20 protein-coding genes are annotated in these 16,482 nt (G+C 36.3%); 3 read left to right on the forward strand and 17 right to left on the reverse strand.

Annotated features, from left to right (window positions below; translation table 11 throughout):
• Nucleotides 1–6 precede the first annotated feature (6 nt).
• From R8G33_07455 to R8G33_07490, 8 genes are all read right to left on the reverse strand, one after another.
• The gene (locus R8G33_07455; GenBank protein ID MDW3095490.1) at nt 7–666 is read right to left on the reverse strand and encodes a heme-copper oxidase subunit III family protein; all 660 of its coding nucleotides are present in this window, start codon (nt 664–666) and stop codon (nt 7–9) included.
• A 9-nt stretch (nt 667–675) separates the two neighbouring features.
• Entirely contained in the window at nt 676–1,341 is a 666-nt protein-coding gene (locus tag R8G33_07460) for a cytochrome c oxidase subunit 3 (GenBank protein MDW3095491.1), read from the reverse strand.
• Between the two features lie 2 nt (nt 1,342–1,343).
• Nucleotides 1,344–3,083 (reverse strand): cbb3-type cytochrome c oxidase subunit I, encoded by a 1,740-nt coding sequence (locus R8G33_07465; GenBank protein MDW3095492.1) that lies wholly within the window; start codon nt 3,081–3,083, stop codon nt 1,344–1,346.
• Between the two features lie 50 nt (nt 3,084–3,133).
• A complete protein-coding gene (coxB, locus tag R8G33_07470) occupies nt 3,134–4,480 on the reverse strand; it encodes a cytochrome c oxidase subunit II (protein ID MDW3095493.1) in 1,347 nt (448 codons plus the stop codon).
• Between the two features lie 37 nt (nt 4,481–4,517).
• A complete protein-coding gene (cyoE, locus tag R8G33_07475) occupies nt 4,518–5,447 on the reverse strand; it encodes a heme o synthase (protein ID MDW3095494.1) in 930 nt (309 codons plus the stop codon).
• Between the two features lie 210 nt (nt 5,448–5,657).
• On the reverse strand, nt 5,658–6,191 hold the full coding sequence (locus R8G33_07480) for a hypothetical protein (protein ID MDW3095495.1): 534 nt from the start codon (nt 6,189–6,191) through the stop codon (nt 5,658–5,660).
• Between the two features lie 427 nt (nt 6,192–6,618).
• Nucleotides 6,619–6,810, reverse strand: coding sequence for an HIG1 domain-containing protein (locus R8G33_07485; GenBank protein ID MDW3095496.1), 192 nt, complete (start codon nt 6,808–6,810; stop codon nt 6,619–6,621).
• Between the two features lie 432 nt (nt 6,811–7,242).
• Nucleotides 7,243–7,449 (reverse strand): hypothetical protein, encoded by a 207-nt coding sequence (locus R8G33_07490; protein MDW3095497.1) that lies wholly within the window; start codon nt 7,447–7,449, stop codon nt 7,243–7,245.
• 197 nt (nt 7,450–7,646) lie between these two features.
• Here R8G33_07490 and R8G33_07495 point away from each other — a divergent pair, with 197 nt between their 5' ends.
• The gene (locus tag R8G33_07495) at nt 7,647–8,936 is read left to right on the forward strand and encodes an MFS transporter (GenBank protein MDW3095498.1); all 1,290 of its coding nucleotides are present in this window, start codon (nt 7,647–7,649) and stop codon (nt 8,934–8,936) included.
• A gap of 60 nt (nt 8,937–8,996) precedes the next feature.
• Here R8G33_07495 and R8G33_07500 read toward each other — a convergent pair whose 3' ends face one another.
• Nucleotides 8,997–9,413 carry an EF-hand domain-containing protein gene (locus R8G33_07500; protein MDW3095499.1) on the reverse strand — a complete coding sequence of 139 codons (417 nt, stop codon included), beginning with the start codon at nt 9,411–9,413 and terminating at the stop codon, nt 8,997–8,999.
• A 141-nt stretch (nt 9,414–9,554) separates the two neighbouring features.
• Nucleotides 9,555–10,499, reverse strand: coding sequence for a homocysteine S-methyltransferase family protein (locus R8G33_07505; protein ID MDW3095500.1), 945 nt, complete (start codon nt 10,497–10,499; stop codon nt 9,555–9,557).
• 527 nt (nt 10,500–11,026) lie between these two features.
• Between R8G33_07505 and R8G33_07510 the strand changes: the two genes are divergently transcribed.
• Nucleotides 11,027–11,179: a hypothetical protein gene (locus R8G33_07510; GenBank protein ID MDW3095501.1), complete on the forward strand. Its 153-nt coding sequence runs from the start codon at nt 11,027–11,029 to the stop codon at nt 11,177–11,179.
• A 324-nt stretch (nt 11,180–11,503) separates the two neighbouring features.
• Nucleotides 11,504–12,022 carry a DUF1097 domain-containing protein gene (locus R8G33_07515; GenBank protein MDW3095502.1) on the forward strand — a complete coding sequence of 173 codons (519 nt, stop codon included), beginning with the start codon at nt 11,504–11,506 and terminating at the stop codon, nt 12,020–12,022.
• A 189-nt stretch (nt 12,023–12,211) separates the two neighbouring features.
• Here the strand turns inward: R8G33_07515 and R8G33_07520 are convergent, their stop codons facing one another.
• The 7 genes from R8G33_07520 to R8G33_07550 all read right to left on the reverse strand — a co-directional run bounded on the left by R8G33_07520 (nt 12,212) and on the right by R8G33_07550 (nt 16,343).
• Complete coding sequence (locus R8G33_07520) at nt 12,212–12,766, reverse strand: hypothetical protein (GenBank protein ID MDW3095503.1); 555 nt, start codon at nt 12,764–12,766, stop codon at nt 12,212–12,214.
• Nucleotides 12,767–12,905: 139 nt separating this feature from the next.
• On the reverse strand, nt 12,906–13,346 hold the full coding sequence (locus R8G33_07525; GenBank protein ID MDW3095504.1) for a hypothetical protein: 441 nt from the start codon (nt 13,344–13,346) through the stop codon (nt 12,906–12,908).
• 115 nt (nt 13,347–13,461) lie between these two features.
• Nucleotides 13,462–13,677: a hypothetical protein gene (locus tag R8G33_07530; GenBank protein ID MDW3095505.1), complete on the reverse strand. Its 216-nt coding sequence runs from the start codon at nt 13,675–13,677 to the stop codon at nt 13,462–13,464.
• 67 nt (nt 13,678–13,744) lie between these two features.
• Nucleotides 13,745–14,422 carry an MBL fold metallo-hydrolase gene (locus R8G33_07535; GenBank protein ID MDW3095506.1) on the reverse strand — a complete coding sequence of 226 codons (678 nt, stop codon included), beginning with the start codon at nt 14,420–14,422 and terminating at the stop codon, nt 13,745–13,747.
• Between the two features lie 114 nt (nt 14,423–14,536).
• Nucleotides 14,537–15,220 (reverse strand): DUF3313 domain-containing protein, encoded by a 684-nt coding sequence (locus tag R8G33_07540; protein MDW3095507.1) that lies wholly within the window; start codon nt 15,218–15,220, stop codon nt 14,537–14,539.
• Between the two features lie 116 nt (nt 15,221–15,336).
• A complete protein-coding gene (locus R8G33_07545) occupies nt 15,337–15,792 on the reverse strand; it encodes a DMT family transporter (GenBank protein ID MDW3095508.1) in 456 nt (151 codons plus the stop codon).
• 173 nt (nt 15,793–15,965) lie between these two features.
• On the reverse strand, nt 15,966–16,343 hold the full coding sequence (locus R8G33_07550) for a hypothetical protein (protein MDW3095509.1): 378 nt from the start codon (nt 16,341–16,343) through the stop codon (nt 15,966–15,968).
• Between the last annotated feature and the right edge of the window lie 139 nt (nt 16,344–16,482).

A 16,482-nucleotide genomic window follows, 5' to 3' on the forward strand; every position in this document is an offset into this window, starting at 1 on the left:
GACTCCTTACCAAAGATAAAAGAATGCAAAAATAAATACCCACACCAAATCAACAAAGTGCCAATACAATCCACAAATCTCGACAATGTCATATCCTTTCTTTTCATAACGTCCGTTAATCACACCAACTGCAACATAGAGCAGGTATATGACACCTCCCGAGACATGTAATCCATGAAAACCTGTGATCATGAAGAAGCATGAACCAAATTGTGCTGCGCCCATTGGATTTCCCCAAGGACGAACGCCTTCTTGGATTAACTTTGTCCACTCAAATGCCTGCATGCCGACAAACATAAGACCAAAAAAGGCAGTGATGAGTAATAAAATTGCTGTTTTTTTACGATCTCCTCGATAACCATAATTAACCGCCAAAGCCATGGTGCCACTACTAGTAATAAGTACAAATGTCATGATGGCAATTAATATTAGAGGGATGTGTTGTCCAAACAACGTCAGGGCAAATACTTCACTTGAATTTGGCCATGGCTCTGCTGTTGACATGCGTACATTCATGTACGATGTTAAAAAACTGGTAAAGATAAACGTATCACTTAAGAGGAAGATCCACATCATGGCCTTACCCCAATGAACTTTAAACGTCTCTTTATCGCTACTCCAGTCGGTAACAAGTGTATCCAACTCTACATCATTGCTATTGGCCATTGCTTCTCCCTAGGTAGACAGTAGTAAATAAAACATAATTAACCAAAGCACTAACAGAAAATGCCAGTACAAAGTACAAAGATCGACTGATGATTTAACATCATCAGCTTGCGCACCTAGCCATACTTTTGCGGTAGATCGCGCCCATACCCATAATCCACCTATTATATGTAATGCATGCAATCCAGTTAGCACATAAAAAAATGCATTTGCAGGGTTAGAATAAATAAATAAACCTTGGTCATGGATTTGCTGCCATGCCCATAATTGACCATAGAGAAAACAAAACGTAAACATACCAGCTAATATTAAACCTACGCGTATTCCACCTTCTTTATTTCGTTGCGCTGCATTTTTTGCTTGTTGATAAAATATGCTCGCTAAAATCAGGAGAACACTGTTAACCCAAAGAATCTGAGGATCATCAAGCGGCACCCAATCTGGATACTCCATACGAATACGGTAAGCGCTGAAAAAAAGCATGAACAATGAAGTTAGAACAGCAAGCAGCCCGCCTAGAAAAACTTTTTTTGAGCCTATAAAAACAGGACCATTAGGGTTATCGTTATCTATCACTCCAACTTCTGCCCATGGCTGGCTATTGATCGACTGTTTCACCAACCAAGTAACAACAATTCCCATTAAAAGAGCAAGAAAGATTAACGTAATAGTCACTTTTATTTATTCCCCGTAGCTGCACTTGGTGGAACATCTTGAGGTATAAAATCTTTTTCAGCGCCAGGAACACTATATGCGTAAGCCCAACGATAAACTGTTGGCAATTCATCCGACCAATTACCATGTCGTGGTGGCGTCTCTGGTGTTCGCCATTCCAATGATGTCGCGTTCCAGGGATTACTGGGCGCATCTTTCGGTTTCATTAAGCTAACTATCAGGTTGTAAATAAATATTAATTGTGCTGAACCAACTATTAGTGCAGCAACGGTAATACTTGCATTAATTGATGCAACGGAATCAGGCATAAAATCAGTAACGCCATTAGCATAATAACGACGTGGTACGCCAAGTATTCCAATGTAATGCATAGGCAAGTAAATGGCATAAGTCCCTAAGAAAGTAATCCAGAAATGAGCTTTGCCTAATGTATTGTTTAACATCCTCCCCGTAAACTTAGGATACCAATGATAAATTCCGCCAAACACGACTAGAAATGGTGAGACACCCATAACCATATGGAAATGACCAACAACAAAATAGGTATCTGATAACGGCACATCTACAACCACATTACCTAAAAATAAACCTGTAATTCCGCCATGAATAAATGTAAACACAAAGCCAATAGCAAAAAGCATAGGAACTGTTAAATGAATATCTCCTTCCCACAAGGTCAGCACCCAATTGTAAACTTTTAGCGCGGTAGGCACTGCAATAATTAATGTGGTTGTGGCAAATAAGAAACCAAAGTATGGATTCATTCCACTGACGTACATATGGTGAGCCCAAACAACAAAACTTAACCCACCTATAGCAACAATAGCCCATACCATCATGCGATAACCAAATATATTCTTACGTGCATGTGTGCTTATAAGATCTGATGCAATACCAAACATTGGCAACGCAACAATATAAACTTCAGGATGGCCAAAAAACCAAAACAAATGTTGAAACAATATTGGACTTCCACCAGTGTGGTCAGAAGTAACACCCATTTCTGAAATTGCTGGCATGAAGAAGCTAGTGCCTAACATATTATCTAAAGACATCATAATCACGCTTACAAAAAGCGCCGGAAAAGCAAGCAACCCTAGAATTGTTGCCATTACTATTCCCCATACAGTTAAAGGCAAACGCATTAATGTCAATCCGCGTGTTCGTGCCTGTAACGTTGTTGTTAAGTAATTCAATCCACCCATGGTAAATGCCACAACAAACAATGCTAACGATATGCACATCACCAAAATACCCCAATCCCCACCAGGCGTGCCTCCGGTGATTGCTTGAGGAGGATAAAGCGTCCACCCTGCTCCTGTCGTTCCACCTGGCACAAAAAATCCCGCAATTAAAACCAATACAGATAATAAATAGACCCAGAAACTCAACATGTTCATATATGGGAACACCATGTCACGTGCGCCACACATTAACGGTATTAGTAAGTTACCAAACCCGCCCAGGAAAAATGCAGTAAGCATGAAAACGATCATAATCATTCCATGCATAGTCACAAACTGGTAATACTCATTTGGTTCTAAAAATGTAAACTCACCAGGAAAACCAAGTTGCAGACGCATCATGCCTGACATAAATAGAGCAATAATCCCAACTAATGTTGCGACAATAATATATTGAATACCAATGACCTTATGGTCTTGGCTCCAAACATATTTAGTTATCCATGAATGTGGATGCGAAAGTTCTTGACCCTTGTCGGCAATTGCTGCATGTGCCATCGGATTCTCCTAAATTACCTATATAATAGTTTCAATAAAATATGTTTTTTTTAAAATGTATTCATGTAGGCGACAACTGCGTCTACTTTTTCATCTGTTAAGCTAAGCACCATAGATGTCATTTGATAGCCAGTAGAATCATCAGGATGTGCACCACGTGCACCGTGCTTGAAATTCTTTAATTGTGTCACCATGTACCAATCGCTCATACCAGATACACGCGGCGCACGTAATGCCCAATTACCCTTTCCATCTAGGCCATGACATTTTCCACAGGTTAAATATATATCTTCACCTTTATCAAGATCACCTTGCACTGTGTGTGTAGCAGGATTATCAGGAAGCGTAGTTATATAAGCCACTACATCATCGATTGCTTTATCAGTCGCTAAGATTGAAGCCATAGGCGCCATTTGCTTGCCGAAAACATCATTTTCTGCTGACCCTCGAATACCTGATTTGAAGTAATCGAGCTGCCGTTTTAAATACCAGTCTTGTTGCCCGCTGATCTTAGGTGCGTTCAGCGCTTGAATACCTTCTCCATCCGCTCCATGACATGCACTACATGTTTGATAAAGTGCTTTTCCTGCAGATAAGTCTGCCGTTTGAGTCTTGAGATTTAATTCAGCATACGTAGGCTGTTGAGCAAGCCATGCGTCAAAGTTTTGCTTTTCTTCAACAACTACTTTTCCTCGCATAGCATGATGGCCAATACCGCATAACTCTTCGCATAAAATATCGAATGTTCCAGCTCTATTTGGTGTTAGCCACAAATAAGGCACCATCCCAGGCACCAAATCCATTTTCACTCGGAATTGCGGGACTGTAAAATTATGTAAAACATCCTTAGAGCGAATAACCAGTTTTACTGGTCGATCTAATGGTAAACGAAATTCATTAGCATCAATTAAAACATCGTCTTGACCAAGCGGGTCATCAGGATTCATACCAAAAGGATTATCAATAGTAATATTACGTGCATCAACAGTACCCAATATTCCATCTTCACCTGGGTAACGAAAACTCCACTGCCATTGCTGACCGACAACTTCTACTATATCTGCATCATCTGGCACATCAACAAACTGTGCCCAAACAAATAGCCCTGGCGCCAGCATCGCTATAACGCCAATGGAAGTGACAACAGTCAACCACCATTCAAGCTTCTTATTTTCTGGATCGTATTTAGCTTTAAGACCTTCTCGGTGACGGTATTTAAGAATGGCATAGGCCATGAATAGGTTTAATGCAACAAAAACTATTCCGCAAACCCAAAATGTAATAGTAACCGTGTTATCAATCATGCCCCAATTAGACGCGATCTCAGTAAAGTACCATGGACTCATTAAATGAAATACCACAGATCCAACGACCAATATGATCAATACTATTGCCATAATCATAATAAACGAACCCTTTTCATTTTATTAATCATCAAACAATCAATCTGTTGAGCTGATAATCAACAAATATCAACGAGAATATTCCTAACAAATAAAATATAGAGAAACCAAATAAGCGACGGGCACTCTTAATAGTGACAGGCTTACGCATGAAATTAATAGTCAACACTAAATACGCAATCCCAAGTGCAGTTGATACGGCTAGGAATATAATTCCATTTAATCCGAACAGATACATTGAGATGGTGGTTGGTAGTAAAGAGATTGTGTAAAGCAACATGCGAAACTTGGTAAGACGAACGCCTTTTACAACCGGCAGCATTGGTATGTTTGCTTTCTTATATTCATCAGCTCGCGCTAAAGCAAGCGCCCAAAAATGCGGAGGCTGCCAAAGAAAAATCACCAAGAACAGCAAAGCAGCTGGCCATGTAATTTCATTTGTGACTGCAGTCCATCCAATTATTGGTGGTAACGCACCAGCAACACCACCCACTTCTGTACAAAGCGTAGAATAGCGTTTAAGCCACATTGTATAGATAACGACATAAAAGAAAATTGTAAATATCGCTAACCATGCGGTTAACAAATTAGTGAATGATGATAAAACTGCGAACGCCGCAACTGCCAATATCGCAGCAAATATAAAAGCAGCACGCGCTGATAAACGCCCGGCTGGTAGTGCGCGATTGCGTGTACGCACCATACGTACATCAATATGACGATCTATAAAATTATTAAATGTTGCACTTGAAGCCGACGCCATGCCAGTGCCAAGCAATGTAAAAAATACTAGCGTTATATCAACTGAACCACTACTAGCAACCCACATTCCGACAAATGTGGTCACTAGTACTAAGATCGTAATACGGGGCTTTGTTAATTCATAATAATCGACAACCAGCTTGCGAAATACAGTGATCGCAGTATTTCCTGTTACTCCTCTGGCTATTGTCGATAACATATTTAGTAATTATTATTATAATTTTGAACACCTAAGTTTAGTTTCCGCTAATTCTATCTCCCTATAAAATTTACTTTACTCGCATATATCATAAACCTTGATCTAATCAGAACACAAAGTAATTACGCTTATGAGCCTTGTTTGTAATACTTATCTACTTATAAGCCTCCTTGATAAAATTTATTCACTTATGCGCCTAGTTAATATTTTTTATACTCGTTCTAGAGAACTAAACGGATTAAGGAAATGAGAATCCATCGCCACTAGATTAGCTTCAGGATGTTTACTATTCATAGTGTTTCGAATTGTTTCTTCATGATGTTTTTTAGCATAAATCAATATTAAGTATTTCCCAGATTTTAATTCATCATCGAATTTTGCATGTTTCTTATTTTTACTTGCTATACCCATTAGCCCACCTTCCCATGAACCAAATAGTGTTAGTACAATAATAACGAATAAGTAAACGATTTCAGGTATCTGTGGACCAAATGGCTTTATATACATAAGGATTCCAGCAACAATAACCCCTACAAAAAAACCAATCATTGCGCCTATGGCACCATCACGTACCAGGTCCAATGTTTCTAGATAATTACTTGAGTGAACATGCTCTTTACTGAGTCCCGCCTCATCATTACTGATTACATGTAAAAACCAATCAGTAACACCTGCTTCATGTAAGTCATCAGAAATTTTATGAGCACTAACTAAATTTGGAGCGAGGTAATACATTGTTTTCATTTCGAGCCTCCTGGCAGTTGCTTTCGAAAATGTATGCCGACTAGTTATGAATTATTATTATCGACACACTAATATGTACGCTTTCAATATCCACTTATCAAGGATGTATTTATTATCTTCAAATAAACTATACTAATTTTATAAATGTAAATAATTTATTGATAAAGTAGAAAATATTTTTATATTTTAAGAAAATTTTTGACATCGAGCATCAATAAATCTAATGATGCAAAGAAATTGTCTTGATTAAAGCACGATATAATCGGTATATGATTTAACTAACCCGGCTAAATCCATCAATTATCACTCGATATTTCCAGTAGATTATGGACTTCAAAAAATTTTGAAACAGGCGACACTAACCCGCATGATAATCATCAATAGGGTGATTAACAGGTTAGCTAAAATTGTTAATCAGTCTTATCTATCAGGTGTTAGCTAAATATAATGCTAATAATATAAGTACAACTGCTGCTCCCTGAATTATAATGCGCGACCACATAATGCGCTCACCAAATTCTTTGTCAGTTGATCCTCCAATTGCCATAGATAGCAAGCCTAGACCAAGCGTGCTTATTGTTGCTAATAACGCAAGTATTATTATTATATTAAGCGTCATGACTCCTCCTTATTTTTATTATCACGACTTATTATACTAATTGTTAACGGCTTGACTAATAAATGGAAATTATAATAAATATATTTACATACATTGCATGTCTTTCATTTATCCTATAAAAGTAATTTATGTTGGTTATCAAATAACTTAAGCCTTCAGTAAAACATTGTTATATACAACCACATACCAATCAGACTACCAAATGCGATAAGCGTGACAAACAATATAAATACTCGCTGTCTAAATTGAGATTTCATTTATTCAAGCCTTTCCTATTAAATTTATGTACACGTTGAGTCTTACATAATAATAACGTGCACACATATTTTGCGCAGACTTGATTTTAAGTTAATAAATTTGAAATGTAGACATTTACCAGCATTTAGTCAGAAACAATACAAATGAGGCAAAAAAATAAACGAACGTGTGAAATTAATGGCGTGCAGTTTGTGATTTTAACTTTTCAATCCAGACAAACAAACGAAGTAATATAATAGAAGTAACTATAAACCCGAGACCTTTCCCGACATAATCATTAAACAAATTAATCATGCCGATCAGACCTAACAACACAATGCCAATAAGAACAAAGGTGCTGGTAAATCGATTAACATTATTAACAGTAGTTTCAGAAGCCATGCACTCATACTAATACTGTCATTTAATTAAGTTCGTGCTTAACAGCTCAAAATAATCATGCATTAATGAATCTAGTTCTCATAATACATATTCCATATTAATATTTTCTCGCACTTGCACCAAATTGAGTGAAACTAATCATATAATGAGTAAAACTTTTTCATTTAATTGTAATCCTGCCTAGATTATAATTTACCGTGACCAACTCAATAAAAACATACAGCACCTCGACCAAGAATAAATTCATTGCAATCGCTAGCCTTATAATTGCTGGCGAAATTATCTTCGCATTGCCCTTTCATTTAGCTCGCTTTTTTCGCCCGACAATGCTGGAAGTGTTTGAACTTTCTGCCACACAATTAGGTACTGCCCAAGGCATTTATGGAATAGCTGCGATGCTCTCTTATTTTCCTGGAGGATTTCTTGCAGATCGTTTTCCAACTCACAAACTTTTAGCCATATCGTTATGGATGACAGCTGCAGGCGGTTTATATCTGGCAAGTTCTCCTAACTACATAGAGTCATTGTTCATATTTGCTTTTTTTGGTGTCACCACAATTATGTTATTTTGGGGTGCACTCATTCGAGCAACGAGAGAATGGGGAGGTTTACAACAACAAGGTATGGCATTCGGATTGCTGGAAGGCGGTCGAGGATTACTGGCTGTAAGCTTGGCATCTTTAGGTGTTTTATTGTTTGAGATATCCTTCCCAACAGGTTACACAACCGCTACATTAGCTCAAAAACAAAGCACATTTAGCATCGTTATTTATGCTTATACATTGGTAACGTTTTTCACTGGTGTGCTTGTGTGGTTTAGCTTAAAAAACCATCCCAATCCTTTATCGAATAATTTTGCCAATAATATTGGTGCACACTTTTTTTCAAATATCAAAAAAGTTATTTTTATTCCTGCGGTATGGTTGCAAGCACTCATCGTACTCTGCTCATATGTGGGTTATAAAGGCTTAGATAATTTGTCATTATACGCAGTTGATGCTTATCAATATGATGCTCTGCAAGCGGCTAAACTTGTCACGATTGCAGCATGGATCAGACCAGTTGCTGCAATTATGGCAGGGATCATTGCTGATCACACTCATCCCATCAAAATGTTAATTCTAAGTTTTGCCATGCTATTATTGGCCAATCTATATTTTTCCTTATCTACACCCACACTTCATTTTGCATGGATATTATTTGCCAATGTTATTATTACTTGTATAGCTGTATTTGCTTTACGTGTATTATATTTTGCAATATTTGAGCACTATCAATTGCCACGCACACACACTGGATCTGCTGTAGGGCTTATTTCAATCATTGGTTTTTTACCAGATGTGTTTGTGCTTTATACTGCAGGAAAGCTAGTAGATACTTATCCAGGAATTGAAGGTCATCAATTCTTTTATATGTTTTTAGCAATATTTTCTTTAGTTGGATTACTTGCGAGTGTAAAACTAAAGCTACAATCATTAACGCTATGACTGCTGAAATAATAAAGGTGAGCATATGCCCACCTTTATAATCCATTTTATGTTTAACAATTAACTATCAGATTTTTTCTCTCCGCATTTTCCTTCACCACATTTACCCTCACCGCATTTACCTTCTTTATTTTTTTTCTTTCGTTTCATTTCTTCAGCGCTAATTATGCCGTCGCCATTTTTATCTTTACGAGAAAATTTTTTCTCAGCATGCGCCATAAATTCATCTTTACTGACTGAACCATCTCCATCAGTATCCATTTTTTTCATCTTCTTCTTACACATTTTCTTTCCTTCGCCGCACTTACCTTCACCACATTTTCCCTCGTGGCCATCTGCAACCATGTATCCAGATGATAGCTCTGTCATTTGAAATGGATTTTCATCTGCACTTGCGGGCGCCATGAATATAGTGCTAGTAGCAAAGACAGTACCAATTGCAGCTGCAATGGGCTTGATTTCAGACTTCTTAAACATAGTTATGCCTCTTTGAGTAAATTTAAAGATATATCCCTACATTAGATTCACACCGCCGTAAAAGTTCACCATTCCTTGAAACTCTCATCTCTAATCATAGAATAAAAGGCTTTGGCATCTTTATTTTTCGATTGCAATCTATTACCTATTTATACATGCTCTACATATTGTTTCGATATGTTTACTATCAGTGCCACAGCATCCACCAAGCACATTCAAGTTAGGTAATTTTTCAACTAATGCTAGATACTGTTGAGCAAGCTCTAATGGATCTCCTTCATCTAATTCTTCAGCCTCATCCAACTCAGCATGACTACAACTTGATGCATTTGCACGAATACTATGTATTCTTTCAAGCCATGACTCACCAGTAGACACAACATCCTCAAAATGCGTAGGATGTGCACAATTAATTTTATAGTAAACAGGCGCTTGATCGCTTTCGCTTTCAACTTGCTCAATAGCATCTTTAAGTGTTTGTCCAGTAGGCAGCCTTCCATCTGTTTCAACGGTAAATGCTAATACAATAGGCATATCACATGCTCTAGCAGCACGCACAACTCCTATTGCTTCCTCCACATAGTTAAAGGTTAATGCAGTGACCATGTCTGCATCAGTGTTACTTAAAGTGTTAATTTGCATTGCATGATAATCTTGCGCTTCATCAACAGACATTATTTCACTAGGCACATAACCATCCCCTCTTGGGCCTACGCATCCACTAATCACCATTTTTGTGTGATCATTCTCATAGAGATCTCTAAATGGAAGCAAAAATTCCACTGCCTTATGAAGAAGCTTATCTAGCTCCTGCTTGGAATAGCCTAACTTAATACTCCAATCATGACTCGCGCGCCATGTGATAGTCTCTAAAATAAAACCTACTTGATGTGTCGAAGCAATCTGACAATGTGCATGAAAATATCTATTTAATGCATCAATCCCTCTAGGATTATTTAACAAAGTAAAAGCAGCGAATTCTGGTAAATCTAACTTCTCATGAAAAATCATGGTGGTCTCTATTCCACCATCTGTCAGATACAAATCACCAGATAATTGCGGAAGATTATTTCGATACTTAGCCATACTTCCCCCCTCATTTAAATAAATAATACCTACAATATAAACTCAGTCATATATGAACATAAGTTAGCATTTATTATAAAAGAGAATTAGTAGCCAAAAGCACAAGTAACAAATAAGAACGTCACCTCATAAACACAGTATTCAGATTTAAAAATTAAACTCTAACATTATTATATTTATAGCTTATTCTGTCTGATTCTTACTCTTGTTATGCATATCAAATTTTTGGCTATGCAAAATGATAGTAAAATTTACGTTTCCACCCATAGCACACATACGAAAACAGTCATCAGCTTCTAATTATCCAGATAATAATATTAATATTTAATAATATACTCTTTCTAAATTTGTGATAGCCATCAGACTATATACGCCTAAATTTAAAAGACTGATGCATTTTTGCGAGTTAACCACAAAAAATCTATCGAAATTCACCTAACTTTTTAGTCAAGCAATATTCAGGTTGTAATTTCATTATTCCAATTTTCTAAATCAAAACATTATAAAAGTATGGATAGGAGAGCAAAATGGATTCTGTAAACAAGAGAAATAATACTTACCAACAATCTGCAATGTTCAAATTCATGCAAATGTTAGCAGAGAGCATTGACGCAATTGGTGAAGGTATGTCAAAGCAACATGATGAAGACTTATTAGTTAAGAAAAAGTCTTCAAAATAAGCTCTATAGAATAATAGATGTTATTTTTAATAAATGTAATATTAGAATATATCAAATAGAAACAATTTACTCTGAAATGAGTTATTAAAGTCGCAGTCAATCCTCTATTGTTCTGCTCATAATCTACTGCCCCACTGTTTCTAAATGAAACCTAAAAGACCATAAAGACTAAAAGTCGACATCATTTTACTAATATTTTGGTGTTAACTCCTTGCACTTTTATAGTGCACATGTAAGGTGTCATCTGAACTTTATATACATAGAGCTCATATAAAAATAACAAAATATAATAATTAAAATCACAATAGTGATAAGGGGTAAATAATGACAAGTCATACAGCATTATCAGTGAGTATCGGTGTTTTAGGTGGTATCGCAGCAGCATTATGCTTGGGACCATTATCAGGGATAGTACTAATATGGGCGGTATTTATCACATGGGCTTGCTTTTTCGCCACTGGTGGTGATAGCAGTGCATTAATAAACACCATCGTTTGTAGCTTATTAGGCGCGGTACTGGCCTGGATCGCATTAATAATAATCCTTGGTATTCCATTAGCGGGCGTTCTAACTTTACCAATATGGGCAGGTATTGTGATTGGCCTAACTGTGTTTATCATGTGTATGCTTGCGCAAATCAGCATATTTTCTACACTTCCAGCTAGCGTTTTAGGTTATGCGAGTGTTGCTGCTTATGCACTTCAAACACCAAATGCGCTGTCAATGAGCTGGCTTACTTCAATTGACTTTGACAATGCATTAATTGTTATTGGTGTTTCACTAATCGTTGGAGCTGTTCTTGGAATGATATCTGGGAAAGTTGCAGCAGCCATCGGTTCGTAAGCATCACGAATTAATATTCATCAACTTTAAATACGCCTTATTAATATATTGATAAGGCGTATTATTCATTTTCGCCTGCAAATATTTCTATATTAAATAATGCATCCAATAAGGAAACCAATGTAAATTTTTGAATAACTGCTCTCTGCGCAAAAGCGATCATTAGCCTCATATAAAGTTAATTCTCGATTATGCATTTTTCCTTTTAAGCATTTCAGATAACAATAATCCTATAGAAAACATAACCCACCACGTTACTTTATGCGCAGCTAAATACCAATCAATATTAAATTCTTCTAATATCCAAGCAATACCCGCCAATGAACATAAAATTACAACAAAAATATAGCTGAGTGTTGTTAGTTGAGATGAAGCTACCAACATGTCTAATAAAAAACAATAAAACAAAGCACCCAATAAAGAATACCAAGAAAATATTATGACAGTATGATACAGAGAGTTATATAAATTCAAATTTTCAGACAATAGTGCCGGTAGTACAACTACATATGGCCAAAGCTCTATTACAAATACATAATTGAGCAATGCTGCAATCACAGGGAATAAGAACCATAATTTGATGTTTTTTATATTAAATGCTATCAAAATAATTATTGAATACACGCCTGCCTCAATCATCGTTACGAAAGCATAATAATTATCGATTTTCTTTGGCCCATACAATAAATATATTGCGGATAATGCAAATGTTCCTAACATAAGTTTTGTGGGACTTAAATTCATAGTTCAGTTCTTAATTTATAATTTATTTAAAGGTAATCACACAAATGTTCGCCTTGAAAAAATGTGTCGCTTGATAATAACTCTGATCTTATTTTAGTATTTTCTATGCCTTCAAAAAAAATAAGCACTCATTTACAGCTTAAGAATTTGCTACTAATATAGCTCCAGCAACTATTAATGCTGAACCTGATAGTAATTTAATCGTATCTAGATCTTTCCATTCACTAAATATAATTAAAGCCAAAATGACTGCGACCAAAGTATTCATATTGTACAGTGGTACTAGCTGGGAAATTGGCACTTCAAAATTGATTAAAGTATATCCGACAAGTCCAGTTGCAATCCCCCATGTCAAGCCAAATGCACATGCATAAATACCAGATTTAATAGAGAAAGCGAAAGAATTGTCAAACAAGTAAAAACCGACACCAACAATCGAGACACCGATTCCTGTTGCAACCAAATAAGCAGAAAGACTGATTCCAAGACTAGTGCTAATTTTTTGAAATATAGCGGAACCACCATAAATTAAAGCAGGCAAAAAACCACCCAATAGCAAAGCTGTCGATTTAGATGTCACTGTGAAATCTCCTCAATATTACCTACTGGACGAATAATTCTATATCACTTACCGGCTTAAAGAGGTTATTCGCCGCCAATCTCTTTTAAAGAGTATCTTATGAACACTTAGCTAATTATTGAATCAATATGCGAAGTTTAATATGCCTGTTGATAACGATGACAATTGCAATAATGAACATGATAACAGTTAACCAATTAATAGTGCCTGGCCCTTCACCATATACTCCAAACCATCTCATTAGCGCGCCTAGTGCAGCCACTACAGCTACTATCAACCAGACACTTCTACTTTTCTTTAATTTATTAATATTTTCTGAATTATTCATCACTGAAGATTAAATATTATTTACTATATATAATGTCACTTACTGACCAAAGAGCATTCATTCATTGTAATCATTTTAGTGGGTTTTTGAACATTTTCCCATGGCCAGGAATAATGAAGTCAGCGATCTCTGTAATCATTTTGCGGCTTTCAATTAAATTATCAGCATCTTCCGCAAGTGGATCTATTACTGGTTCCATCTTTTCATTCCACCACACATGTGTAAATACATAAGTTCCATTTTCAGCTACAACTACTAACGAGGCATCCTCATCAGTATGTCCAGGGGTACGTATAACCATCACATTCTTAGCAATTTCATATCGATCGCCATGATCTTCCCAAAAATCATTTTTATAACTTCCCCAGAAATCAACTACACTTGCATTAGGAAACATACCAATCCTAACAGTATGATCTGGATGATGATGACTTATAAACACATGCGTAATACTTTCTATTTCTACTCCGACACTTTCAATCTTTTTTACCAGATCTACGTCTTCAGACACCATTCCAGGATCAACAATAATAGTAATGCTACCAGCTTGAATCATCGCTACGGTGGACGCCACTAACCGAGCTCCATCGTTACGTTCTCCAGGAACGAAGTTGCGACCTTCTATTGGCATTACGTATCCTTCATTCAAAATAGTTATCACCGGATACGATGTTTCAGCATGAATCAGCAACGGTTGCAGCAAATAAAAACAAACCATGATTCTGAAAATATACTGAGTTCGTTTCATTGTTATTCTTTTTCTCAAAAAATTAATTAATAACATACATATTTTATAGTCACTTATCGGATAAATTAAGCGCGTCGCGCCAATCTTTTCATTAATTTAGAATGCAAGTACAAACTAAAGCAGGCCACGCGCTTCATCCATCCTCTCGCTAATTTTTTCAGCCCAATGATCTAGTATTTCTTTCATTGGTGTCCAGTTTGCACTTCCTTTCTCTCTTTTTACTTTACTAGATTGATGCGTATCTATAGCTGCAACAATTCTTTCTTCGGAAACTGAATCTAACCCTTCTAATTCAATACTAGCTTCTACCAAATCTACCGTTTCACCTGCCGCAGATTGCGCTACTTTTTTTGCTCCACTTACCACAAGAGCAACAGGAACATAACCATACCATTTTCTTTTTGGCTTAGTTCTTGTTACGTTGGTGATAGCGATGCGTAAATGCAATACACCAGGACCTGGCTGATCTACGAATTCATATCCGTATTTTAGTTTTTCATGAAGAGCAATTGTAAAATAATCAGTCATTGCTTTTAGGGCATCCGGGTTAATTCCCTTATGAGAGCTTTCTGTTAGCCATATTTCAACTGGGGACAAAAGTATTTTTCTATATGGCTTTAGTACTTTTACTCCTTCTTTTTTAGATTTAAACCAAACTTCAGCTCCTGTTTCCTTGTTTCGTTCGAAATTAGGGTAATTTTCCAGAAATCCGGATCGCTCATGTTTTTCTTTAGCGATCAATAATGGTGAAAGTATCAACAAAATAATACATGCAACAATTATATTTCTTATTAACATTAGCCACTCCTAATTAGATTGTGGTAGAAACTGACAGTACGATATTAAGATCCTGCTCTTAATGTTAGTAAAAGACAAATATTTTAGTATTATGTAGGCACAATAAATGATAATTTTTATGTCCGTACTGATAAAAATACGCCGACCGCCATAAAGGACAAACCTATTATTCGTTTAAAGGTAATTTCATTATGTAGGGCGCCTAGCAAACCATAATGATCAATGATACTCATAGATAAGAGCTGGCCTAAAAGAACAAATGCGACTGCGTTACCAACACCAAACCTAGGCGCCACCCAAGTTATACTTAAAATATAAAATATTATAAAGAGGCCACCAAAATAAGTATAAACCGGAGCGTTAGAGGCAAATCTCAACTCTTGAAAGCTGCCAAATGATAATAAAAAAATGAGTGATGCTATGACGCCAACAGTCAGTGATATAGTTGCTGCTAGTGCCGGATTTTGAAGCTTTATTCCTAGCTCCCCGTTTAATGCTGCGAATATTGGAATCCCTAACCCAGCAACTAGCATTAATATTCCATAAATAATTGGATGTTGTGCATTTTCCATATTAAAGCCCTAAATAGTTGGTTTGTGCTTTTTTAAGTTAATTGATGATAATTTCAGAATAAATTTCAGCGACCTGGCTAATGTCGTCGCTCTTAGACAGATAGTAAAAATTATGCACGCCAAACGATATTTATACATTTAAAATAAAAAGTCGCCTATCAGTGCAAAAGCGTTCATTCATAACTTGATAAAATTAGATCGTTAAATGATACCGGATCACTCAATTTATATACTGGCATCTCGACTACACTAAGTATCCTGAAGTAACCCGACGAAGCATATTGCAATCGACCCTCTACTATTCCATCAATAAGATAATCGTAATTAATCTCTTTTGGCGCCTCAACAGTTTTTTTATTGGCCCAATGGGATTGTATTTCAGAGATTAGCTGAGGATCTTCTATGGTTCTTGATTCATTCATCTCTCCCGCCACCCATACTGTGATGTAACCACTATTGCTTAATCGCTGTGGTGACAAAAAGTCATATAGGTATGAAGTGATAACTGCTATGGCAATTAATGCGAGGAATAAACTAATTATTTTTAACATGGCTTTGTATAATTATATGTCTCTTATTGGTGCAGACATAGAATGCTCTAAAACTCACCATTTTACAAAACAATATTACCCACATCTTTTTTTGCACTGAATTATCTAGCAGGCAATATTAGTTTATTAATTATAAAAA

This window comes from Gammaproteobacteria bacterium, from assembly GCA_033344735.1.
In the GTDB taxonomy this organism is placed as follows: Bacteria; Pseudomonadota; Gammaproteobacteria; order UBA4575; family UBA4575; genus UBA1858.

Bases quoted from the DNA above. Each gene is read 5' to 3' on its own strand.
- R8G33_07455 (MDW3095490.1), bottom strand. From the start codon at position 666: ATGGCCAATAGCAATGATGTAGAGTTGGATACACTTGTTACCGACTGG.
- R8G33_07465 (MDW3095492.1), bottom strand. From the start codon at position 3,083: ATGGCACATGCAGCAATTGCCGACAAGGGTCAAGAACTTTCGCATCCA.
- coxB (MDW3095493.1), bottom strand. From the start codon at position 4,480: ATGGCAATAGTATTGATCATATTGGTCGTTGGATCTGTGGTATTTCAT.
- cyoE (MDW3095494.1), bottom strand. From the start codon at position 5,447: ATGTTATCGACAATAGCCAGAGGAGTAACAGGAAATACTGCGATCACT.
- R8G33_07480 (MDW3095495.1), bottom strand. From the start codon at position 6,191: ATGAAAACAATGTATTACCTCGCTCCAAATTTAGTTAGTGCTCATAAA.
- R8G33_07485 (MDW3095496.1), bottom strand. From the start codon at position 6,810: ATGACGCTTAATATAATAATAATACTTGCGTTATTAGCAACAATAAGC.
- R8G33_07490 (MDW3095497.1), bottom strand. From the start codon at position 7,449: ATGGCTTCTGAAACTACTGTTAATAATGTTAATCGATTTACCAGCACC.
- R8G33_07500 (MDW3095499.1), bottom strand. From the start codon at position 9,413: ATGTTTAAGAAGTCTGAAATCAAGCCCATTGCAGCTGCAATTGGTACT.
- R8G33_07505 (MDW3095500.1), bottom strand. From the start codon at position 10,499: ATGGCTAAGTATCGAAATAATCTTCCGCAATTATCTGGTGATTTGTAT.
- R8G33_07510 (MDW3095501.1), top strand. From the start codon at position 11,027: ATGGATTCTGTAAACAAGAGAAATAATACTTACCAACAATCTGCAATG.
- R8G33_07515 (MDW3095502.1), top strand. From the start codon at position 11,504: ATGACAAGTCATACAGCATTATCAGTGAGTATCGGTGTTTTAGGTGGT.
- R8G33_07520 (MDW3095503.1), bottom strand. From the start codon at position 12,766: ATGAATTTAAGTCCCACAAAACTTATGTTAGGAACATTTGCATTATCC.
- R8G33_07535 (MDW3095506.1), bottom strand. From the start codon at position 14,422: ATGAAACGAACTCAGTATATTTTCAGAATCATGGTTTGTTTTTATTTG.
- R8G33_07540 (MDW3095507.1), bottom strand. From the start codon at position 15,220: ATGTTAATAAGAAATATAATTGTTGCATGTATTATTTTGTTGATACTT.
- R8G33_07545 (MDW3095508.1), bottom strand. From the start codon at position 15,792: ATGGAAAATGCACAACATCCAATTATTTATGGAATATTAATGCTAGTT.
- R8G33_07550 (MDW3095509.1), bottom strand. From the start codon at position 16,343: ATGTTAAAAATAATTAGTTTATTCCTCGCATTAATTGCCATAGCAGTT.